The sequence below is a fragment of the Xenorhabdus sp. SGI240 genome (assembly GCF_040081915.1).
GTDB classification, from domain to species: Bacteria; Pseudomonadota; Gammaproteobacteria; order Enterobacterales; family Enterobacteriaceae; genus Xenorhabdus; species Xenorhabdus bakwenae.
Map to the genome: position 1 here is coordinate 18,577 of NZ_JBEBMB010000021.1, position 22,911 is coordinate 41,487.

A 22,911-nucleotide genomic window follows, 5' to 3' on the forward strand; every position below is an offset into this window, starting at 1 on the left:
TGGAAATATTAGCCTATAAAACACATAATACTTATTCGTCTATATTTTCAACGGAATTGTCATCAACTGATTCAGTTGATTTAATGGGTTCAATAACGTCGATAGATTCATCCATTTCGTCGGATTCATCGGATTCAATAGTTGTTACAGTATAAGGTGTTTTCTTATTTTCTATCGCATCAAAAACAGTCAGAACAGATTCGTTCTGTTCGTTACTATTACAATATAAGAAGAATTGGATTTCCGGCAGACGTGGTAATCCTTCAATTTCACCTAAAATTCTCAGATCCGCATTCTGCATTTCCAGAGGGCGGGCGGTAATACCGACTTCCGCATTCACAGCCGCACGCACAGCGGACAAGGAAGCAGCTTCATACGCAATACGCCATGAAATGCCGGCCATATCCAGCGTTTCCTGAGCGATCTGGCGGAAAGGATTAGTTTCATCCATCACAACCAACGGGACAGATTCGTTTGTCTGCAATTGGAAATCTGGTGCACAGTGCCATAAGACAGGCGAAGAACGTAAGAGTGTTTTAGGATGGTAGTTGATTTTTGCTGTGGTTACTGCCAAATCAATCTCATGGTTATCCAACATGCTTTCGATAAACTGAGCGCGCTTAATGCGCACATCAACAGCCACACGTGGATAGACAGAGGCAATACGGTTCAATAAGAAAGGAAGCAGTGTATCAACAGCGTCATCTGATACACCTATTCTCAATTCACCGTCTGCATCATTGTAGGTTAATGATGCGGTTGCATCGTCATTGGCACGCAGAATTTGGCGTGCGTAACCAAGAAGTTGAAGACCATGTTCGGTCAGAAGCTTATTACGGCCGTGACGAGCAAACAACTCTCTCCCCACGAGGTGTTCCAACCGCTGCATTTGCTGACTCACAGCTGACTGCGTTCTAGAAACAGCTGCCGCTGCTGCTGCAAAAGTATTTAAGTCAGCAACAGCAACAAAAGTTCTTAGCAGATCGAGATCGAGGTTTATTATCTGACGATTTGCATTTATCATTGTTTATTCATCACTTTTTTTTGATTTTAATTACTAACTAACCTGGTGTTTTTACTTCAGCAGTATCAAATAAAATAATACCGATTGTGACATTACTCTACTCTATTAAATAGGGCAAAGGTTTACTGCATTTTTTTACTATTTAAATCATCATGGGTTTTATTTTCTCCTTTCTTAACAAAATTTATGCAATCCCAAAATAAGTCAGAGATAAAACCCTATTTACATCACATAATCACGAATTTCCAGTACAAATATCCTTTTTCTGACTTGCTTCAAAGAATAACTTAATCTGAATCAGGAACACTTAACATTATCAGATAGTATTAGCATTTTTAATAAATTAACATTTCACTGAATAGGCCCAGAAATGTTATGGGTAAAAACTCAAAAAATTTGTCAAAGTATCTGATGATAAAAACTTAAATTAACTTCAAGTCGATAACGATAAATTATAAGAATACATTATACAAATCTTCTTACTTTTATTGACAATTTGGTGTTCCTGAAAAAAAACGGCACATGTTCCCAGAAGCCCCGTCAAAATACCATCTCCTGTCAACTAAAAACTCGCCATTATGCAAATTTTAATTCCAATTTAACACATATGATTGAAATAAAACACCAATAAAAGACAATAATTCAGAGAGCAAACTGATTCATTTATTCTTAAAACAACCATTTTAACCAAAGATATCAGAGCCTCTTCAAAATACAGACTGAGAAGAGTACATTGATCATCACACTTTTTATGCCGGGTAATATCCATTTCGCCAAAGAGGTCGAGGCACCCTATGTTTTCCATTAATAAATCCAGTAAATTAGATAATGTCTGCTATGACATTCGAGGAAATACCCTCAAAGAAGCTAAACGACTCGAAGAAGAAGGTAATAAGGTACTGAAACTAAACATTGGTAATCCGGCGCCATTCGGATTTGAAGCGCCTGATGAAATTTTAGTTGATGTTATCCGTAATCTGCCAACAGCCCAGGGTTACTCTGATTCAAAAGGGTTGTATTCAGCGCGTAAGGCCATCATGCAGCATTATCAAGCCAGAAATATGCTGGATGTTACCGTTGAAGATATCTTTATCGGTAATGGTGTTTCTGAACTTATCGTTCAATCCATGCAGGCCCTGCTGAATACCGGCGACGAAATGTTGGTTCCTGCGCCTGACTACCCTCTCTGGACTGCGGCAGTATCACTTTCCAGCGGCAATGCCGTTCACTATCTATGTGATGAGCAACAGGGCTGGTTTCCTGACTTAGACGACATACGCCGTAAAATTACCCCGCGTACTCGTGGTATCGTTATTATTAACCCGAATAACCCAACCGGCGCGGTATATAGCAAAGAGTTGTTGCTGGAAATAGTAGAAATCGCCCGCCAGCATAATCTGATTATCTTTTCTGACGAAATTTACGACAAAATCCTCTACGATGATGCCCAGCACCACCCCATTGCAGCATTAGCACCTGATCTCTTTACCGTTACTTTTAATGGTCTGTCCAAAACCTATCGCGTTGCTGGTTTCCGTCAGGGCTGGATGATCCTGAACGGCCCTAAAAAGCAGGCCAGGGATTATATTGAAGGATTAGAAATGCTGGCATCAATGCGCCTTTGTGCCAATGTGCCAATGCAGCACGCAATCCAAACAGCATTAGGTGGTTATCAAAGCATCAGTGAATTTATTTTCCCAGGTGGCCGGCTCTATGAACAGCGCAACCGTGCATGGGAGCTGATTAACCAGATCCCAGGGATTTCCTGTGTGAAACCTATGGGTGCTCTCTATATGTTCCCGAAAATAGACACCAAACGTTTCAATATTTATGATGACCAAAAAATGGTCCTCGATCTCTTATTACAGGAAAAAGTTTTACTGGTTCAGGGCACCGCATTTAACTGGCCAGATCCTGACCATTTCCGCATTGTTACACTACCACATGTCGCTGACTTACAAATAGCAATTGAAAAATTTGCCCGATTTATCGGTAACTACCGCCAATAACCATAATCTTTATCATTAAAGCCAATCCCATTAATATTAACAAATTAATGGGATGACTCTTCTCTGAGATAAATACTTATTTCTTACTTATTGCTATTTTTTCCATAAATGAATTTTCCGCGAGTGAACATTCCCGTCTTTTTTCAAGTTATCGATACTCCGCTCACAATTAATCATATTATTCCGCTACAATTTTGCTACAAATTAATCGGCTACAAAGAGGAAATTATGAGTCATTTTTTCGCCCAATTATCCCGCCTAAAATTAATTAACCGTTGGCCTCTTATGCGAAATGTGCGCACAGAAAATGTTTCAGAACACAGTTTGCAGGTTGCTTTTGTCGCACACGCTTTAGCAATAATCAAAAACCGTAAATGCAACGGCAATGTCAATCCTGAACGGATCGCCCTGTTGGCCATGTATCACGATGCCAGCGAAGTCATCACCGGGGATTTGCCAACACCCATTAAGTACTACAACCCCCAAATTGCCCATGAATATAAGAAAATAGAAAAAATAGCCCAACAAAAATTATTGGATATGTTACCGACTGAATTACAGGATGATTTTCGCACCATCCTGGATGAGCATCTCCATAGTGAAGAAGAAATCCATATTATCAAGCAAGCTGATGCATTATGTGCTTACTTGAAATGTCTGGAGGAACTCTCAGCAGGCAATACTGAATTCAATCAAGCTAAAAAACGATTGGATAAGACACTGGCAGAACGTCGCAGTGAAGAAATGGATTATTTTATTGCTGTGTTTGTACCGAGTTTCAGCCTCTCCCTCGATGAAATCAGCTCATAGATATTATCCGACTATAATCATAACGCAGCTCCCTGCCATACGGAGCTGCCCGATAGAAACATTAAAATGGAAAAAGTATTGGGATCACCGCAACACTAATCCCCATCACAATTAACGTAAAAGGTACGCCAAGTTTCACGAAATCGGCAAACTGATACCCACCCGGCCCTAACACTAATGTATTAACGGGAGATGAAACCGGTGTCATAAATGCTGCCGAAGCCGCCACACCAATAATCATCGCAAAGGGCAAGGGAGAAACAGCCATCTCATTCGCCGCCGCAATCGCAATCGGCGCCATTAGCACGGCTGTCGCAGTATTGGAAATAAACAACCCAATCATGGCGCAAAGTACAAACAGGCTCACCAACATCACCCGTGGTCCCATATTACCTGCGATATCCATCAATCCCCGGACAATGAGATCAATGCCTCCCGTCTTCTGCAATGCCAGCGCAAAAGGCATCATGCCAACAATCAAAATAATGCTCGGCCAGTGAATGGAACGATAAGCACTTTCCATATCAATACAGCGGAATTTTCCCATAAGCAGGCAGGCAATTAACGCGGCAATAAAATTCGGAATTTCATTGGTCAGCATCAGGGCAACCATCAGGGCAAGGCAGAATAAAGCATGAGGAGCCTGTGAGGCAGCAGGAGCCGCACTTTCTACTTCAACAGGCAGATTTAGCACAATGAAATCAGGGGATTTTGTTTTTAACGCGATGATCAATTTCCAATCGCCAATTAACAGCAGAGTATCACCGAGCAACAAAGGTTCATCCACTAACTTCCCTTCTAACGCTTTTCCCCCGCGACGGATCCCCACGACATTGAGACCATAACGGGTGCGAAATTTCATATCACGCAATGATTGTCCCAAAAGTTCGGACTCAGGGAGCACTGAAACCTCAGCCATGCCAACATTACGCGAGTGCCCGGAAAAATATTCCCCACGCAATACCATCGGTTCTAGCTGTTGCTCACGGCAAAATTCCCGTAAATCAATATCACTATCCGACATATCCACCAGCAAGACATCCTGCCTCTGCAATTCCATATCTCCAGTGGCAGCCACCATCACCCGACGGAATTTACGCCAACGTTCAATACCAATGACATTGGCACCATAACGGGCGCGCAGCCCTAATTCATCCAATGTGTGTCCAACCAGAGGTGAACCTTGACGGATAGTCAGACGACGAGCACGACCCGACAATTTATAATCACGTATCAAACCACGAAATGTCCGGTGATAACGCTCGTCCGCTGTCTGGTGGTTTGCTCCCCCTAGCCAGCGACGCGCGACTAACATATAAACCACGCCAGCTATTAACACGAATATGCCGATCGGTGTAATGGAGAAGAAATCAAACCCCCGCAGACCTTCGCGCACCAACTCACTATTGACGACCATATTGGGTGGCGTTGCCACCAGGGTCATCATGCCACTGATCAAACCGGCAAAGCCCAATGGCATCATCAATCGCCCCGGAGAGGTTTTCATTCTGGCAGCCACGCTCAGGACAACAGGGATAAATATTGCCACAACCCCCGTAGAACTCATGAATGCCCCCAGTCCAGCAACGGATAACATTAACCAAACCAACATCTTGGTTTCACTGTTACCCGCGACACGAACCAGCCAGTCTCCCATCTGATAAGCAACCCCGGTTCTCACCAACCCTTCGCCAATAACAAACAGGGCAGCAATCAACAATACATTGGGATCACTAAAACCGACAGTAGCTTCACTTAACGTCAGTGTGCCACTCAAGACAAATGCGATGATCAGCAATAAAGCCACAACATCCATTCTGACTTTATTAGTGGTGAAAAGCACAATGGCTATCAATAGCAGGGTTAATACCCACAACAGTTCGCTATTCAATCTGGCCTCTATCAACAATACCTTTCAAATATGACTCTCCGCACGACCAATCTGCTCATAAGCAGACTGGCTATCTATCAAAAGCCTACAGGTACAAACGTTAACAAAGTCAGTAAGCCATGTTTCTCAGAGAAAATCCCTCGTTCTGATCAAGGAACTGGTATATACCCATCCAACTTCAAGATGCGTGTTATATTTCCCCGCGCAGAGGGGAAATATAAGGCCTCGCGTCGTCCTGCGGATTGCAACTTGAAGTTTATCGCGTATAAATCGATACATAACTGCCTGATTTAACAATTTCAATATCTTCCAGATTATTAATTGTCAACTGGATTTCATCGCGGCGTGGAATATCCGGGGAATCGTGGACCACAACAACCTGACAGCCCGCATCCAGCCCAGCATGGATCCCCGCAGCAGCGTCTTCAAACACCACACACTCCTCCGGCAATAATCCCAGTTTCTCAGCCCCCAACAAATAAGGCTCAGGATTTGGTTTTCCATTTGTAACAGACTCTGCCGTCACCCAATGAGCAGGTTCCGGTAATTCCGCTACTTTATGACGCGCAGAAGCAAGCGGAACCGTTCCCGATGTCACAATGGCCCACGGAATATCCAGCGCATTCAGCTTATCAATCAGGGCGATAGCACCCGGTAAAGCTGTAATGCCTGCCGTATCTTCTGTTTCAATTTTTTCAATCCATTTGAAAGTGCCGGCGATCTCCTCTTCACTCGCATCTGGCATAAAATGCCGGAGAGATAATATCGCCGGCGTGCCATGAACATAGTTCAGCACTTCATCCCTATCGATACCCATTTTATCGGCAAACTGAATCCAGGCCCGCTCAACCACAGGCAATGAATCAATCAGCGTACCATCCAAATCGAATAAAAAACCTCTACATTTCAGAACCAAATCCGACTCCTTTAAACATCATTATTTGTTAATCATTATGTGATAATAAAATACTTACTCCACATAATTCCTATGGATTAAATATCATCAATAAAAGAGTTGTCCAATTGCTTAAAAGCCCGTTTAAGCAATTCAGCCAATGAAAAGTAGGTCGGGACACGTTCTATTGGTGCCATTGCAATACCTGCCTGAGCAAATTTTTCCCGAATTTCATAAAACCAATGCAATAATTTTTCCGGTAATGGTGTCGCCGCACGTTTTCCCAGCCACCATAATCCCTGTAATGGCAAACTACAGGCAAACAGTGCCGTTGCCACCGATGGTCCCAATTGCCCCCCCAGAGCGATTTGCCATGTCAAAGTAAAAATTGCCAATGGCGGCATAAACCGAATACCAAAGCGAGTCGCCTTAATCACACGATTTTCAGGAAAAACAGGCGCAAGTTGCTTTTCCAATGGCCAGGTTTTCAAATATTGCTGTCCTAATTGCATACGCTTGAACCAACCTTGGCTAACAGGCGGTGTCGTGTTCATCATGACCTCAATCAATTAAAGGTATAGTTTTTAAAAAATCCCTACAAAAGATAAAATCTTTTTTGTAGTATTAATCCTATTAAGTATATTTTGTCTTTATTGCTAGCAAACGGTATCCTACACAGACTTTTATGTTGTTGCAGTAGCAAAACAGGAATTTTGCCCTTTTTCGCAACAATTGGGTTCGGTTTGTTAACAAATTATTTTATTTTTAACATTGTTCTTATTTAAGATTAGATCACAACAAGATAATAGGTATTTCCATGTCAAGTAAGCTGGTACTGGTTCTTAATTGCGGTAGCTCCTCCCTGAAATTCGCTATCATCGATCCTGCCAATGGTGAAGAATATCTTTCTGGTTTAGCCGAGTGCTTTGGCCTGCCTGAAGCCCGTATTAAATGGAAAATGGATGGTGCGAAAAACGAAGCTGCCTTAGGTGCCGGCGCAGCACACAGCGAAGCACTGAACTTCATTGTTAATACTCTCTTGGCCGAAAAGCCAGAACTCTCTGCACAAATCTCAGCCATCGGTCACCGTATTGTTCATGGTGGTGAGAAGTTCACTTCTTCCGTGGTTATCACCGATGAAGTTATCGCAGGCATTGAAGCGGCTATTCCATTTGCTCCACTGCACAACCCGGCCCACCTGATCGGTATTGCTGAAGCGAAAAAAGCGTTCCCTCATCTGCTTGAGAAAAATATTGCCGTATTTGATACCGCATTCCACCAGACCATGCCTGAAGAAGCTTACCTGTACGCACTGCCTTACAACCTGTACAAAGAGCATGGCATCCGTCGTTACGGTGCACATGGTACCAGCCATTTCTATGTTTCCCGTGAAGCAGCCAAGATGCTGAACAAACCCGTTGAAGCACTGAATGTCATCACTTGCCACCTGGGCAACGGTGGTTCTGTTTCTGCCATTGTCAACGGCCAGTGTGTTGATACTTCTATGGGCCTGACCCCGCTGGAAGGTCTGGTCATGGGAACCCGCAGTGGTGATATCGATCCCGCTATCGTATTCCACCTGCACGATGCAATGGGTATGAGCATTGCTCAGATCAACACCCTGCTGACCAAAGAGTCTGGTTTCTTAGGTCTGACCGAAGTCACCAGCGATTGCCGTTATGTAGAAGACAATTACGAAACCAAAGCTGACGCGAAACGTGCTATGGATGTTTACTGCCACCGTCTGGCTAAATACATCGGTGCATACAGCGCATTGATGGAAGGTCGTCTGGACGCCATTATCTTCACGGGTGGCATCGGTGAAAACTCCGCGCTGGTTCGTGAACTGACCATGAAGAAAGTGGCACTGCTGGGCTTTGAATATGATCATGAGCGTAACCTTGCTGCTCGCTTTGGCAAATCAGGTGTTATCACGACAGATAACAGCCGCCCTGCTCTGGTTATCCCAACCAATGAAGAATTGGTGATTGCTCAGGATTCAGCACGTCTGACCGCATAATCAGCATAATTTTAGAACCGCCGGCATTGCTGGCGGTTTTCACGAAGATATCACACTGAGTCACATTTATTGACTGACGAGCAACCGTTAAAGAGGTTTCCGTGTCCCGTACAATTATGTTAATTCCTACTGACACCAGCGTTGGTTTAACCAGTGTCAGCCTGGGTGTTATTCGCTCCATGGAGCAAAAAGGCGTTCGTCTGAGCGTTTTCAAACCTATCGCACAGCCACGTCACACTGGTTCTCAGGATCAAACCACTTCCATTATCCGTTCACACTCCAGCATCCATGCAGCTGAACCTCTGGATATGGCGTATGTGGAGTCACTGCTGACCACTAACAAAAAAGACGTATTAATGGAAGAGATCGTGGCGCGTTACCACGAAAACGCCAAAGATGCGGAAGTGGTTCTGCTCGAAGGTTTGGTTCCGACCCGCAAACACCCGTTTGCCCAATCCCTGAACTATGAAATCTCCAAAACACTGAACGCAGAAATCGTGTTCGTGACAGCCCTGGGTACTAACAGCCCAGAGCAACTGAAAGAAAGAATTGAACTGAGCCGTGCTGAATACGGTGGCAGCAAGAACCAAAACATTATCGGTGTTATCGTCAATAAACTGAATGCACCGGTTGATGACCAAGGCCGTACTCGCCCGGATTTATCCGAGATCTTTGACGAATCAACCAAAGCGACGATTACCAACGTCGATCCAAAAACTATCTTCAAAAACAGTCCACTGCCTATTCTTGGTTGTATCCCGTGGAGTTTTGATCTGATCGCTACCCGTGCAATTGATATGGCTAAGCACCTGAAAGCTAGCATCATCAATGAAGGTGTCATCGAAAGCCGTCGCATCAAGTCCGTGACTTTCTGTGCCCGCAGCATTCCTAACATGCTGGAATACTTCCGCCCGGGTTCTCTGCTGGTGACTTCGGCTGACCGCCCTGACGTACTGATCACGGCATGTCTGGCAGCCATGAATGGCGTTGAAATTGGTGCCGTGTTGCTGACCGGTGGTTACTCAATTGATGATTCTATCCGTGAACTGTGCGAACGTGCATTCAACACCGGCCTGCCCGTTTTCACTGTGAAGACCAATACATGGCAGACTTCCCTGAACCTGCAAAGTTTCAGTCTGGAAGTACCCGCCGATGACCACGAGCGCATCGAAAAAGTACAGAACTACGTTGCACAACATATCAGCAGCGAGTGGATCGATTCTCTGGCGGCTGCATCAGAGCGTCCAAACCTGCTGTCTCCGCCAGCATTCCGCTATCAGTTGACCGAACTGGCTCGTCAGGCTGGCAAGCGTATCGTTCTGCCGGAAGGCGACGAACCACGTACTGTCAAAGCAGCGGCTATCTGTGCTGAACGTGGCATTGCAGAATGTATCCTGCTGGGCGATCCAGAAGAGATCCGGCGTGTAGCGGCGGCTCAAGGCGTTGAACTGGGCGCAGGTATTGAGCTTGTTAGCCCTGCGTCAGTACGTGAACGCTATGTGCCACGTCTGGTTGAACTGCGCAAGAACAAAGGCATGACCGAAGTTGTTGCCCGCGAACAACTGGAAGACAACGTTGTTCTGGGCACCATGATGCTGGAACAAGGCGAAGTTGACGGTCTGGTTTCCGGTGCGGTTCATACCACAGCAAACACCATTCGCCCGCCATTGCAGTTAATCAAAACGGCACCCAATAGCTCTCTGGTTTCTTCTGTCTTCTTTATGTTGCTGCCAGAACAAGTGCTGGTTTACGGTGATTGTGCGATCAATCCAGACCCAACCGCAGAACAACTGTCCGAAATCGCAATCCAATCTGCGGATTCTGCGAAAGCATTCGGTATTGAGCCTCGCGTTGCGATGATCTCTTACTCCACCGGTAACTCTGGTGCAGGCAGCGACGTTGAAAAAGTGCGTGAAGCAACCCGTTTAGCACAGGAAAAACGCCCAGACCTGATCATTGACGGCCCATTACAGTACGACGCGGCTATCATGGCAGATGTAGCGAAATCCAAGGCACCGAACTCACCGGTTGCAGGACAGGCAACCGTGTTCATCTTCCCAGACCTGAACACCGGTAATACCACTTACAAAGCGGTACAGCGTTCAGCCGATCTGGTCTCTATCGGGCCAATGCTGCAAGGCATGCGCAAACCCGTTAACGACCTGTCCCGTGGCGCACTGGTTGATGATATCGTTTATACCGTTGCACTGACTGCAATTCAGGCAACTCAGCAAGAAAACGCGTAATTTTTTCTCGCTGCATAAACATGAGATAGCCCTACGCTGTTAGCATAGGGCTATTTTTTATAATAAAATTCCTCATCTTTGTTATGATGAAACCGATGCCAGAAAGGCATTTTTCATGGTATTCAGGATCTGGCTAAGTTCTCTTAAAGTGAGTTATTTCTCGTCATCAACCACCTCTACGGCTTGCTGTTTTATGAATTGATGAGGTTAATTTCTCTAACAACAGCCCTGCCCGTAGCCCAACAGCAACATGGGCATTAGGAAACAAAATAAAGTTTGCCGGAGACTCAATCTTCCAGGATTGATGTTGCTGGCGGGCGATTTCAAAACCTGACGGTAGTTCAGTAAAGTTTTTCGTCTCCTCCGGGATATTGAGCTGAAAGCTAGCATGTTGTTTGATAATGGCATCAACCACACGATAGCGTTCAAGCGCCGGTTTAGCCCGCCTGCCGGAAGGCAAACCGGCGAGCAAATCCTGCAAGGCAGTGGTTATATTGCTGAACCTTGCCAGATCATTTTGTCCAAAAGGCAGCGCCTTACCGATTTCCAACGTGCAGCTATCTACGTTGAAATGCTCGCTGGTAAAGTGACTGAACGTTCCCCCGACTGAGTTATGAAATACCAACGCATCAAGATCGCTCTGTTCCAGCCATTGTAAAAAATCCGCCGCATATTCACGCGCCTGATAGGGCAACAGGGCGAACTGTTCATGGCAAGAACCTCGGATTGCGGTGTGAAGATCGAAGTGCCGATATTTCGTTGACGCCATCACCGCCGGTTCACTGAAAAATTGCCGGATAACAGATTCCAGCACCCTCGCACGCTTCGATTCATTCCCCAAAGGAAAATTTTGATAACGACCACTAAACATACGGTTGAGATCATGATCAATATATCGTTGCCCGGCATACATGGCGGATAAATTGCCAAATATCAGCAGGAGATTATGTTGCAATGGCAATTTTCCCTGCGCCAGTTGTGACAATAACTGGATAAGCATTTCCACAGGGGCCGTTTCATTACCATGAATTCCGGCAGAAATAATCAACGTATCGGCAAAGTTTTCTTGCGAGGATGAGAGTTGTACTTGTGGCGATCTTTGCGGTAATAGCTGTAATACCCCTTCCGCCAACCATGATGACTGAATCGTTGGCGGAAAACACACGTGATTTTCGATTTTGTTTTCAAACAATAAAGTCAGTAAATCCATTTCATCTCCCGATCAATTCTGAAACGCATAAATCGAACCCAATTTGAGGATCTGTGTCAGTTCATCAAGGGCAGAATAAGTTTCCCTCAATAACTGTGGATCAGCGAGATCGGCGACATACAGGGAATCCCGATAATGGCGTTCAACCCATGTGGTCAGCCGTTGATACAGTTCTGGTGTCATCAGGGTCGCTGGATTTACCGCCGCCAACTCTTGTTCGTTCAACACCACTCTGAGTCGCAAACAAGCCGGCCCACCGCCATTGCGCATACTTTCCCGCAAGTCAAAAAAATGGAGCTTCTTAATGGGAGAATATCCTTTCGCTACCAACGCTTGCAAATAAGCTGAGACATTGTGATTTTGTTGGCACTCTTGCGGCAAAATCAGCATCATGTCGCCATCCGGCTGGCTCAACAACTGACTGTTAAACAAGTAAGATTCGACCGCGTCCTGAAGGGTGACTAGCTCCGTAGGCACTTCAATCGCCACCAAGCTGTGCCCACGCTGAACCATTTTTTCCCTCAATTCAGCCAATACTGATTGCTGATTTAAAAAAGCCTGCTGGTGATGAAAAAAAACATTACGGTTGCTCACTGCGATAACATCGTTATGAAACACACCACTATCAATGGCAGCGGGATTTTGCTGGGCAAATACGGTTCCGGGTTCTGCAAGCTGATGCAGGCGAGCAATCGCCTGACTTGCTTCGAGTGTCTGTCGGGCGGGATAGCGCTTAGGTGCAATTCCTTCCTGCAATGCCTTGCGTCCATAGACAAATAACTGCACGCCAGCTTCATCATATTCGCCACAAAAACGATTATGGTTTGCCGCACCTTCATCCCCCCAATCCGCATGTTGTGGCAGAGGATCATGGTGAGCAAAATAGCTTTGATCAGAAAAAGTGGCTTTCAGGGCGCGTGAAGTCGTGGTGCTTTCCAACGAACGATGTAACTTATTATTTAAATTTGCCACCGTGAAATGGACACGTTGATCCGCACTGTCTGATGAAGGGGAAACCGTTGCCGCATTTGCCGTCCACATGGAAGAGGCGGAACTGAGGTTAGACAGTAATAACGGAGAATATTGTGCGGCTTTATTTAATACCTGTTCATCACTGCCGGTAAACCCTAGCTGGCGCAATGCAGGCAGGTCAGGACGCGGTTGCGGGGGTAAAACCCCCTGAACTAACCCCATATCAGACAGCGCCTTCATTTTCATCAATCCCTGAAGTGCGGCTTTGCGAGGATTGGATCCTTTCCCCTGATGATTGATGGAGGCTTCATTACCCGTTGACAGTCCGGCGTAATGGTGTGTCATTCCCACCAAACCATCAAAATTTGCTTCAACTCCTGACATAACCACCTCTGACATCCTATTGATTGATGAAAAAATTAAGCCCTGGTGCCAGCGTTTCAGGCAAAACCAAACTTTCAGCCGTCAGGGAAGCCATCGGCCAGGCACAATAATCCGCAGCATAATAAGCGCTGGGACGGTGATTACCGGATGCCCCAACCCCCCCAAACGGTGCCTTGCTGGATGCCCCTGTCAGCGGCTTATTCCAGTTAACGATCCCCGCTCTCGCTTCTTGCTGTAGCCTCTCAAACAGGCTGGCGTCAGGAGAGATTAGCCCGGTTGCCAGCCCAAATCGGGTATCATTTGCCATTGAAATGGCTTCATCGAAAGTGGTATAGCGTTTCACGGTCAACAGCGGGCCAAAATATTCTTCATCAGGAATATCTTTGATAGTGGTGAGATCAATGATGCCGGGTGTCATAAAGGTCGCATGCGGATCAGGCTGCGTTAAGGTGAGCAAAGCGCTTCCCCCTAAATCCAGCAACTTGGTTTGAGCTTGCAGCAAACTTTCCGCCGCCGCCAAAGAGATGACCCCACCGATAAAAGGCTGAGGATCAGCATTCCAATGGCCGGGCACAATCTGGCCTGCCACACCAACTAACCGTTGAATCAACGCATCGCCCCTCTCCCCTTGCTTCACCAGCAACCTCCGGGCACAGGTACAGCGCTGCCCTGCGGAAATAAATGCCGATTGGATAAGCGTGTAAACCGCAGCGTCAATATCATCATAATCGTCCACAATCAGGGCATTATTGCCTCCCATCTCCAGAGCCAGCATTTTTTCTGGCTGACCGGCCAATAGACGATGGAAATGAAATCCCGTTGCCGCACTACCGGTAAACAGCACTCCATCAATTTCACGATTATCCAGCAAAGCCCCACCGGTCTCTTTGCCCCCCTGCACCAAATTCAGCACCCCAACAGGCAATCCCGCCTGAATCCACAATTCCACGGTTTTCTCCGCCGTCATCGGCGTTAATTCACTGGGTTTGAACACCAATGTATTACCGGCAATAAGCGCAGGGACAATATGTCCATTCGGTAAATGCCCCGGAAAATTATAGGGACCGAAGATAGCCATCACGCCGTGGGGACGATGCTGTAATATCGCTTTTCCGTCTGGCATCGGTGTTTCGGAATACCCCGTTCGCTGTTCCCATGCTTCAATTGAAATGGCTATTTTGCCTATCATAGATTGGACTTCGATCCGTGTTTCCCACAAAGGCTTACTGGTTTCCTCACTGATCACTTGGGCAATCGTGTCTTTTTCTTGGGTCAGCAAATCAGCAAATATCTGAATAATCGCAATCCGTTTTTCAACCGCCAATCCAGACCATGCAGGAAATGCTTTGCGGGCAGTCTGGCAGGCTTCATCAACCTGATGGACAGAAGCGCCATTCGCCTGCCATAAAATCCGTTGATCGACAGGAGAATATTTAACGACAGGCAGACCTTGCCCTGCTATCCACTCACCGCCAATGTAATTTGCTTGATGATTCATTGTGACATTCCTCAATTGCAACAGCGCTTAATGACAAAGCTGTTCATTGTGAAAACAGTTAATTGTGAAAACAGCTAATTGTGAAAACAGCTAAGAGAAAAGAGAAGCGAAGCGTACCGGATCGCCATCATCCACATGCAGCACCTCCATTTCGGCGGAGGTAAGCCACAATTCATCGCTATCCAGAGATTCAGAAACAGACAAAAGGAGTGCTTTAAACGCCTGAAAATTCAGGTTCGAGACAATGCATTGTACACCGTCCGGTGATCGGGAAACCTGATCGCTTCTTTTAACATGCACAAGCCGGCTGGCTTTGACAGTGCGTACATTATCAATCTCAGCATCCAGGATGGCGCCCGCATCAAAAATATCGACCGCATCGTGATAAGCAAAACCCTCTTTTTCCAGAATAGCGCGGGCAGGCAGCGTATTTTCATGTACCTGACCAATAGTCTGGCGCGCTTCTTCGGGCAACAAGGGGACATAAATGGGATGAAATGGCATCAACTCTGCAATAAACGTTTTGGAACCAATGCCGGTCAGGTAATCAGCTTCCGCAAAGGAGACATTGAAGAAATGTTTCCCCAGCGCATTCCAAAATGGCGATTCACCCTGTTGATCCGTAATACCACGCATTTCGGCAAAAATATGTTTCGAGAACAAATGCCTAAAGGCGGCAATAAACAAAAAGCGGCTTCTGGAAAGAAAAACACCATTGCCTCCCCCGTGGTAATCGGGATCAAGGAACAACGTACACAATTCGGTGCATCCGGTATAATCCTGCCCGACAATCAGCGTTTCAAATGTGTTATAAACACCCAATTCTCGGGAAGCCCGCACTGATCGGTGTACGCGAAAATTGTAAAAAGGTTCCTCCAGCCCAACAGCAACTTCCAGTGCACTCACACCAACAACACGATGCTTTTCCGTATCTTCCAAAGTAAATAAAAATCCTTGTTGTGCTCGTCCCTTTGCATCGTTGAAAGAATCAATACTGCGTGAAATCCGTGACGTCAAATGTTCCTGATTATTGGGTAAGGTCGTCAGGCCAATTCCTGCACGGGACGAAAGATTGAGGATATCCCCCAAATCTTCATATTGAACGGATCTAAATAGCATCATGATATCACCTCAAATCGGCTTTATTCCTGAACAAATCGCTTGAGGGCGTTTTCAAGGCGGATGAAACCGTCATTGATATCCTGCTGTTCGATATTTAACGCAGGCGCAAAACGCAACACATTAGGGCCGGCTATCAAAGCAATCAATCCCTCTTCCGCAGCGATATTAATCAGGGTTTTCGCCTTGCCCTGATATTTTTCAACCAACTCTGCCCCTAGCAATAACCCCTTGCCACGCAACTCACTGAATACCTGATAACGTTGATTAATCTCGGACATCCGTCTCATAAATTCATGGTGACGCTCTTGCACCCCGGCAAGAAACACCGGTTGGTTCACCAACTCGACAACTTTGTTAGCAACAGCTGCCGCCAGCGGATTTCCGCCAAATGTTGTGCCGTGCGATCCTGGTTGGAAAGCCTCTGCAATATGTTGCCTGACCAGCATGGCACCTATCGGGAATCCTCCACCCAGCCCTTTGGCACTGGTCAAGATATCCGGCTCTACCCCAACCCCCTCGTAGGCATACAAATACCCGGTGCGACCCATGCCGGTTTGGATTTCGTCAAAAATCAGCAACGCTTGATATTGATCACATAACTCCCGCAATACTTTTAAAAATGCCGGCTCGGCAGGGATCACCCCGCCTTCCCCAATGATCGGTTCAACAATCACAGCGCAGGTTTTTTCCGATATATGAGCCTTGATAGCATCAATATCGTTAAAGGGCAGGTGAGTAATTTGCTGCGGCAATGGCGCAAAATCTTGAGAATATTTAGGTTGCCCTCCGACAGTCACAGTAAATAATGTTCTGCCGTGGAAGGAATTCTCAAATGAAATAATTTCGTTCTTATGATTTCCATATTTATCCAGCGCATATTTTCTGGCAATTTTTAATGCGGCTTCATTCGCTTCCGCCCCGGAATTACAGAAAAAAACTTTATCGGCAAATGTATTTTCAACCAGAGCTTTCGCCAGTTTTAAAACAGGTTCATTGGTATAGCCATTTCCGATATGCCACATATTCTCCATTTGAAAATTTAATGCATTCTTTAATTCATCATTGGCATGTCCAAGTGAATTCACCGCAATTCCACCGGCAAAATCAATATATTCTTTACCACTCTGATCCCAGACACGCGAGCCTTTGGCGACAACCGGGATAAAATCTGCCGGCGAAAAACAGGGAACCATATACTGGTCAAACCAATTTCTTTGAATCATGTTCGGCATTTGTTTTTCCTCAAATGATTAAGGTATAAAAATAAGAGCAATTTTATATATCATTAAATTTAACTTTTAATAATTGATCTTATTCAAGTTAAAAATTCACTGTTTCGAGAAGTTCCCAATGACATTATTACAGGATTCCTTTTTATCTGTTTTGATCGTGAATTTCCCTCATAATCCCTTTGAGATTTAACAAAGTCAACACAATATAATCACAATTAATTTACTTTATGATGTTTTTCACAATTTATAAAAATGCTTTTATTTTCAATTTATGCATTATTTATGCATAAAAAATAAATAAAAAGAGGGATGGAATTGAGGATAGTGGAAATGATGTCTTTCTGTTTAATAATTATTCAAAATAATGGTTATAAGTTATACCCATAAATTTAAAAATGTATTTGCAATTAGTAATTTTTATTCTGGTAAATCATATTATTTAAAATCAATTAGTTACAGGTTGTTGTGCCTGTTTTTAATGAATAGTCAGGGCGACTTTGGCCGATGAACATACAAGATAAAACCAAGGATGGGTGCGAAGTGGTTTCACCCAGGGATGCTCCGGCCAAACGTAAGCGGATGGCCGGCAATGAATGGATGCCATGTTCCCTGCCGTGCAATAAACAAAAGCGTTTAAAGGAGACGCCCCATTGTTCAGTCAACTTGTTTTTTATCCAATCGATCTTAGATGCGAACACCTGTTCCTACCTCAGGGACTCAATACCTATCAGCCACGCTTCACATGGGGACTGGCAGGTACAGGGCGAAACAGAAGACAAACTGCTTACCGTATTATCGTTGGCACCGACAAAAAAGCGGTGGCGAATGGAGTGGGAGAACTTTGGGATAGTGGACGGATCGAAGCAACTGATTCCGTGCTGGTTCCCTATGCAGGCAAGGTACTGAAATCCGATCAAGTCTTGTATTGGTCAGTACAGGTCTGGGATGAAACCGGTGCCGTGTCCAAATTTGCTGATCCGGCGATGTTGTTTACCGGTCTTATGGATCCCTCCGATTGGAAAGCCGGTTGGATCACGCGCTCATTCTTTCCCCCTGACGGGCGTACCCCACCTCAAGACACACCGTATGATAACCCATATTCCGCCCTACCCGCAGATTACCATCGGCGGGAATTCGTGCTGTCCACCCCCATAAAACGGGCAACAGCCTATGTTACTGCACTGGGTCTTTACGAATTTCGCATCAATGGTCAGCGGGTGGGAGATCAAGTGTTGGCCCCTGGCTGGACCGACTTTCATAAACGTATCGAATATCAAAGTTATGACGTCACCAGCCTGCTGTGTGAAGGACGCAACGTGCTTGGCGCGATTGTGGGAGAGGGATGGTATTGTGGGCGTGTTGCCCTTAATCACAAACGTGCCGGCAGTCATTACGGTTCTCGTCCGGCTTTTCTCTGTCAATTACATATCGAGGATAAAGACAATAACGTCAATTTTATCGTCACGGATCCGCAATGGAAATGCGCCAACGAAGCGATAATTTATTCTGACCTATTGATTGGAGAAAAATATGACGCACGGTTGGAACAGCAAGGTTGGGATTGCCCTGATTTTGACGATCAAGACTGGTGGAATTCGCAAATCCTAGACGTTTTACCGCAGCCGCCGGTGCTTAATGCAGCGCGTAGCTGTCCAATTCGGAAGACATCTCAATTTGCAGCAAGGCTTTTGCATAAGACAAAGAATGGCGAATTTATATTCGATATAGGGCAGAATATTGCCGGAATTACCAGAATGGAACTGGACGCGCCGCACGATGCCGTTTTCGTATTGCGCCACGGTGAAGCACTGCAACCTGACGGCACGTTGTACACAGCCAATCTCCGTTCTGCGCAAGCCACGGACATTTATATCTCAAAGGGCGGGAAACAGGTTTTTGAACCCAGATTTACCGTTCATGGCTATCGATATATCGCGCTGTCGGCACCTGAGAATTTTGACGTGGCAAAGATAAATTTAACCGGCATTGCTGTTCATTCCGATCTGCCGATTGCAGGATCGTTCACCAGCGGTAGCCCGATGCTCAATCAACTTCAATCCAATATTGTTTGGACACAGCGCAATAATTTTTTATCCGTTCCCACTGATTGTCCCCAGCGTGACGAACGGATGGGCTGGCTGGGTGACGCTCAGGTTTTCTTCAATACGGCTGCCTATAATTTGGACACATCCTCGTTTTTCGATAAGTGGCTATTGGACATTACGGATGCACAGACGAATGATGGTGTCTTTCCAGACGTTGCGCCTTCGATTGTTTATACCCGTTTTGCCCCCCTGCCGCCGCGCGGTGCACCAGGGTGGGGAGACGCGGGCGTTATTCTTCCCTGGCGGATTTATGAGCAGTTTGGTGACGTGGATATTTTAGTGCGCAATTATGGTGGTATGGTTCGCTGGATGGATTTCATTGAGCGAAACAATCCCAGCTATATCCGTTGCAAGGCTCTGTTCAGCAATTGGGGAGATTGGCTTTGCCTTGGCAAAACGACATCAAAACCTCTATTCAGCACCGCATACTGGGCACATATGGCCGATATCATGACATGTACAGCCAGACTGTTGAACAGACGGCAGGATGAGGCGCGTTTTACGGCGATGCATCGTGACATTTGCCACGCATTCCAAAAAGCTTTTGTATCTGATGATGGCGTGCTGGAAAGCGATACACAGACTGCGTATCTGATGGCGATCAGTTACACATTGCTGGATGAACCCACCCGCGTGAGAGCTATTTCGCATCTGTTGCGCACCATTGAGGAAACAGGAGGTCATGTTCAGGCTGGTATTCACGGGATCCGCCTTATCTGTCCCGTTCTTGCCGAGTACGGTCACGCCGACACTGCATATGATTTGCTTATGAAAGAGACTTTCCCCTCGTGGGGTTTCACTATCCGCAATGGTGCGACAACCATCTGGGAGCGTTGGGACGGCTGGACACCAGAAAACGGCTTCCAAAGTGCTAACATGAATTCGCTAAATCACTATGCGCTCGGTGCAGTCGGGGAATTCATGTTTTCCCGCGTGGCGGGTATCGAAATTGTACCGGGTTCCGCTGGCAGGAAGCTTCGTTTGCGGCCACTCACAAACCGTAAGATCGGTTTTTGCAAAGCGTCGTACCGCGCTCATGTCGGTGAGATAGTGAGCCATTGGCGATTTGATAAAGATTGTCTTTTATGGGATGTGAAAATTCCGCCAAATTGTATCGCAGAGGCAGAGCTGCCGGAAACACAGGAAGACTGGAAGCTTGACGGTAATAATATACCCGAAGACATGATCCGCCCCGACATTTCAGGGCGTAGAAATCGTCTGGAAATCGGTTCGGGAAGTTACCGTTTCTCTTTGGATTGGAGTCAATAAATGGTCACGTATTCAACCCACGGGATGTAGCCACACTGCCAATTCGCAAAACGACGCGAGGCCTTATATTTCCCCGCAGCGCGGGGAAATAGAACACGCATCCTGAAGTTGGATTGGTATAGTATGCCCTATTTAATAAACTGATATCACGCCCCAGGTATTCAGCGTTTACGCAATGCGCTCAGCCGCATCGTCAGGATGAACAGGGGTACGCCAATGAGTGTGAAGCTTAACCCGATAGGGAGAAAGACTTCTGAAGGTACTGCTTTCGTCATGATATCCGCGGCGACGACCAAATTGCCGCCCACCAGAGCGGAAAGAAACAGTCGGGCGCGGCCTGTAGCTGATGAAATAAAGCTAGCCAGATGCGGTGCTAATATCCCCACAAAGCTCAATGGCCCTACTGTGGTGACAGATGCTGCGCTTAACAGAACAGAAAACATCATCAGCAACGGGCGGGAATATTTGATAGGCTCCCCAAGGGACATGGCAAGTTCGTTTCCAAGCTCATAGCGGTTTAACGCGGGGCCAGTGAGCAGAATTCCGATAATACTCAATAAGAATAATGGCATGAATGATGCGATAATTGACCAATTGGCCTGAAACAACGATCCCTGCATCCATCCAGAAAGATTCAAGGATAACTCTGTCGGAAGATAGAGAATAAGAAAAGAACTGACAGAGCTAAGAACGGATGAGACGGCAATCCCCATCAGCAAAATTGCCAAGCCACTTGCGCGATTATTGCCAACGAGCAAAGTCAAAAACAACGCAACAATCAGTCCGCCACCTAGTGCAGCAATGACGATCAGCATTTTAGGTGCGGAAGGAATAAACGCCAGCAAGACTATGATCATCGTCATAGATCCCTGACTTATGCCCAAAAGGCTGGGGTCAGCCAGTGGATTGCGGGCAATCGGCTGTAAAATAGCACCAGCAAGGGCTGCGCACCAACCCACCATCAAACCCAATAAAATATGAGGTATCCGTACAACCCAAAGTGCATAAAATTGGTGGTGATCAAGGGAATACCCGAAAAGCATATGCGTGAATTCACGGATACCAACGTTCGTAACCCCGACGTTTAAAGAAATAACCACGAGTATGATCGTGATGGTAAATAGGTATAAACCGACTTTTATATCACGGGTACGCATCTGCAACCCGTTGGCGAAACGTAATACCCTTTGTCCGTCTGTTGCCTGACCGAAATTCATAACGATCTCTCCGATGTTACTGAAAGATAGCGCTTTCTTATGATCCAGATAAAAAACAACCCTCCCAAAAAATCCATCAGAATGCCGGTATGTATGACATAAGGCTGGAAAAGTGTCTGTGCACAGAGATTAGCAATCAGGCAGATACTGGCCCCCGTCAGAGCACAAGCTGGCAGCGACAGCATAAAATTCTGACCAACCAGAGGCTTGACAATATGGGGGACAACCAGCCCCACGAAACCAATAGGACCACATATGGCAACGGCAGAACTGGATGCAACTATGGCTGCAATCAGTGCAATGCGTGAAACAATCGTGGCATTTGCACCAATCGAAAACGCCTTTTCGTAACCGAGCAGAATAAGAGTTAGTGGGCGTGCCAGTAATAAAAGTACTATCAAGGCCAGGATACCGAACCACCAGAAATGGTGAAGTCTTGTGATATAGGCATGATTGATGGCCCCTGCTAACCAGCTCAAATATTCGGTTCGTAATGCAGGATAGGCAAGAAGAACAGCATTACTTATTCCAAGATAAAGCATCGTTATTAATGTGCCTGACAGTATCAGTAGCAAGTCACGAGAAACGCCGTTAACACCAGCCAGGCGAGATACCGCAAGAGATGACAAAAAACCAAATAATCCGCCGACAAGCGCGGCTATGCCTTGTAATGTCAGGTCAAACTCAAAGCTGATTGCGCCTACGATGACAAACAGTGCCGCACCGGCATTGATTCCCAATGTTGATGAGGAGGCCAGTGGATTGCGGATAAGCCCCTGAAAGACGAGACCACTGCATGCCATTACCGCACCGACATAAACAGAAATCAAAGCCCGTGGCAGTCGCTGATATAAAATAACTGCCTGCTCATAGTTCTGCGGTTCGGGCTGTGTTAAGGCCGCATAAATTTGCGAAACTGACGCAATATTCACGCCAAAAGAGAGACTGGAAAAAAAGATCAGCAGCAATACAAAAGGGGCGAATATAAAAAACAATCTGGATTTCAT

The 22,911-nt window shown here is 46.0% G+C and carries 17 protein-coding genes; 5 read left to right on the forward strand and 12 right to left on the reverse strand.

The window, feature by feature from the left end; translation table 11 throughout:
- Window positions 1-31: 31 nt before the first annotated feature.
- Complete coding sequence (gene hexA / locus ABLA76_RS05035) at window positions 32-1,024, reverse strand: transcriptional regulator HexA (RefSeq protein WP_348987100.1); 993 nt, start codon at window positions 1,022-1,024, stop codon at window positions 32-34.
- Between the two features lie 794 nt (window positions 1,025-1,818).
- On the opposite strand from hexA, the gene ABLA76_RS05040 reads away from it, so the two are divergent.
- Window positions 1,819-3,033 (forward strand): pyridoxal phosphate-dependent aminotransferase, encoded by a 1,215-nt coding sequence (locus tag ABLA76_RS05040; RefSeq protein WP_348987101.1) that lies wholly within the window; start codon window positions 1,819-1,821, stop codon window positions 3,031-3,033.
- A 228-nt stretch (window positions 3,034-3,261) separates the two neighbouring features.
- Window positions 3,262-3,843, forward strand: coding sequence for a 5'-deoxynucleotidase (gene yfbR, locus ABLA76_RS05045; RefSeq protein ID WP_348987102.1), 582 nt, complete (start codon window positions 3,262-3,264; stop codon window positions 3,841-3,843).
- 61 nt (window positions 3,844-3,904) lie between these two features.
- Here the strand turns inward: yfbR and ABLA76_RS05050 are convergent, their stop codons facing one another.
- The 3 genes from ABLA76_RS05050 to yfbV all read right to left on the reverse strand — a co-directional run bounded on the left by ABLA76_RS05050 (window position 3,905) and on the right by yfbV (window position 7,183).
- The gene (locus tag ABLA76_RS05050; RefSeq protein ID WP_348987103.1) at window positions 3,905-5,734 is read right to left on the reverse strand and encodes an SLC13 family permease; all 1,830 of its coding nucleotides are present in this window, start codon (window positions 5,732-5,734) and stop codon (window positions 3,905-3,907) included.
- Between the two features lie 256 nt (window positions 5,735-5,990).
- Entirely contained in the window at window positions 5,991-6,650 is a 660-nt protein-coding gene (locus ABLA76_RS05055) for a sugar phosphatase (RefSeq protein ID WP_348987104.1), read from the reverse strand.
- Window positions 6,651-6,727: 77 nt separating this feature from the next.
- Window positions 6,728-7,183 (reverse strand): terminus macrodomain insulation protein YfbV, encoded by a 456-nt coding sequence (gene yfbV, locus ABLA76_RS05060; RefSeq protein WP_285810019.1) that lies wholly within the window; start codon window positions 7,181-7,183, stop codon window positions 6,728-6,730.
- Between the two features lie 263 nt (window positions 7,184-7,446).
- Here yfbV and ackA point away from each other — a divergent pair, with 263 nt between their 5' ends.
- Window positions 7,447-8,649, forward strand: a complete 1,203-nt coding sequence (gene ackA, locus ABLA76_RS05065) for an acetate kinase (RefSeq protein WP_348987105.1) — start codon at window positions 7,447-7,449, stop codon at window positions 8,647-8,649.
- A gap of 101 nt (window positions 8,650-8,750) precedes the next feature.
- Window positions 8,751-10,895, forward strand: a complete 2,145-nt coding sequence (gene pta / locus ABLA76_RS05070) for a phosphate acetyltransferase (RefSeq protein ID WP_348987106.1) — start codon at window positions 8,751-8,753, stop codon at window positions 10,893-10,895.
- Between the two features lie 166 nt (window positions 10,896-11,061).
- On the opposite strand, the gene astE is transcribed toward pta, so the two are convergent.
- The 6 genes from astE to ABLA76_RS05100 form a co-directional block, all read right to left on the reverse strand.
- Window positions 11,062-12,105: a succinylglutamate desuccinylase gene (gene astE, locus ABLA76_RS05075; RefSeq protein ID WP_348987107.1), complete on the reverse strand. Its 1,044-nt coding sequence runs from the start codon at window positions 12,103-12,105 to the stop codon at window positions 11,062-11,064.
- A 12-nt stretch (window positions 12,106-12,117) separates the two neighbouring features.
- Entirely contained in the window at window positions 12,118-13,461 is a 1,344-nt protein-coding gene (astB, locus tag ABLA76_RS05080; protein ID WP_348987108.1) for an N-succinylarginine dihydrolase, read from the reverse strand.
- A 16-nt stretch (window positions 13,462-13,477) separates the two neighbouring features.
- Window positions 13,478-14,959: a succinylglutamate-semialdehyde dehydrogenase gene (astD, locus tag ABLA76_RS05085; protein ID WP_348987109.1), complete on the reverse strand. Its 1,482-nt coding sequence runs from the start codon at window positions 14,957-14,959 to the stop codon at window positions 13,478-13,480.
- Between the two features lie 90 nt (window positions 14,960-15,049).
- Window positions 15,050-16,078 (reverse strand): arginine N-succinyltransferase, encoded by a 1,029-nt coding sequence (gene astA / locus ABLA76_RS05090; protein ID WP_348987131.1) that lies wholly within the window; start codon window positions 16,076-16,078, stop codon window positions 15,050-15,052.
- A gap of 23 nt (window positions 16,079-16,101) precedes the next feature.
- Window positions 16,102-17,313 carry an aspartate aminotransferase family protein gene (locus ABLA76_RS05095; RefSeq protein ID WP_348987110.1) on the reverse strand — a complete coding sequence of 404 codons (1,212 nt, stop codon included), beginning with the start codon at window positions 17,311-17,313 and terminating at the stop codon, window positions 16,102-16,104.
- Between the two features lie 449 nt (window positions 17,314-17,762).
- Complete coding sequence (locus ABLA76_RS05100) at window positions 17,763-17,975, reverse strand: hypothetical protein (protein WP_348987111.1); 213 nt, start codon at window positions 17,973-17,975, stop codon at window positions 17,763-17,765.
- On the opposite strand from ABLA76_RS05100, the gene ABLA76_RS05105 reads away from it, so the two are divergent.
- Window positions 17,964-20,687, forward strand: coding sequence for a family 78 glycoside hydrolase catalytic domain (locus ABLA76_RS05105; protein ID WP_348987112.1), 2,724 nt, complete (start codon window positions 17,964-17,966; stop codon window positions 20,685-20,687). The genes ABLA76_RS05100 and ABLA76_RS05105 overlap by 12 nt on opposite strands.
- A 161-nt stretch (window positions 20,688-20,848) precedes the next feature.
- Here ABLA76_RS05105 and ABLA76_RS05110 read toward each other — a convergent pair whose 3' ends face one another.
- Together ABLA76_RS05110 and ABLA76_RS05115 are read right to left on the reverse strand one after the other, a co-directional pair.
- A complete protein-coding gene (locus ABLA76_RS05110) occupies window positions 20,849-21,904 on the reverse strand; it encodes an iron ABC transporter permease (RefSeq protein WP_348987113.1) in 1,056 nt (351 codons plus the stop codon).
- A complete protein-coding gene (locus tag ABLA76_RS05115; protein ID WP_348987114.1) occupies window positions 21,901-22,911 on the reverse strand; it encodes an iron ABC transporter permease in 1,011 nt (336 codons plus the stop codon). Before ABLA76_RS05115 ends, ABLA76_RS05110 begins: the two co-directional genes overlap by 4 nt.

What these genes read in the sequence shown, in the direction of transcription:
- astD (WP_348987109.1), bottom strand. Translation starts at nt 14,959, where the DNA reads ATGAATCATCAAGCAAATTACATTGGCGGTGAGTGGATAGCAGGGCAA.
- astA (WP_348987131.1), bottom strand. Translation starts at nt 16,078, where the DNA reads ATGCTATTTAGATCCGTTCAATATGAAGATTTGGGGGATATCCTCAAT.
- ABLA76_RS05115 (WP_348987114.1), bottom strand. Translation starts at nt 22,911, where the DNA reads ATGAAATCCAGATTGTTTTTTATATTCGCCCCTTTTGTATTGCTGCTG.
- ABLA76_RS05095 (WP_348987110.1), bottom strand. Translation starts at nt 17,313, where the DNA reads ATGCCGAACATGATTCAAAGAAATTGGTTTGACCAGTATATGGTTCCC.
- astB (WP_348987108.1), bottom strand. Translation starts at nt 13,461, where the DNA reads ATGTCAGGAGTTGAAGCAAATTTTGATGGTTTGGTGGGAATGACACAC.
- ackA (WP_348987105.1), top strand. Translation starts at nt 7,447, where the DNA reads ATGTCAAGTAAGCTGGTACTGGTTCTTAATTGCGGTAGCTCCTCCCTG.
- yfbV (WP_285810019.1), bottom strand. Translation starts at nt 7,183, where the DNA reads ATGAACACGACACCGCCTGTTAGCCAAGGTTGGTTCAAGCGTATGCAA.
- hexA (WP_348987100.1), bottom strand. Translation starts at nt 1,024, where the DNA reads ATGATAAATGCAAATCGTCAGATAATAAACCTCGATCTCGATCTGCTA.
- ABLA76_RS05110 (WP_348987113.1), bottom strand. Translation starts at nt 21,904, where the DNA reads ATGAATTTCGGTCAGGCAACAGACGGACAAAGGGTATTACGTTTCGCC.
- astE (WP_348987107.1), bottom strand. Translation starts at nt 12,105, where the DNA reads ATGGATTTACTGACTTTATTGTTTGAAAACAAAATCGAAAATCACGTG.
- ABLA76_RS05040 (WP_348987101.1), top strand. Translation starts at nt 1,819, where the DNA reads ATGTTTTCCATTAATAAATCCAGTAAATTAGATAATGTCTGCTATGAC.
- yfbR (WP_348987102.1), top strand. Translation starts at nt 3,262, where the DNA reads ATGAGTCATTTTTTCGCCCAATTATCCCGCCTAAAATTAATTAACCGT.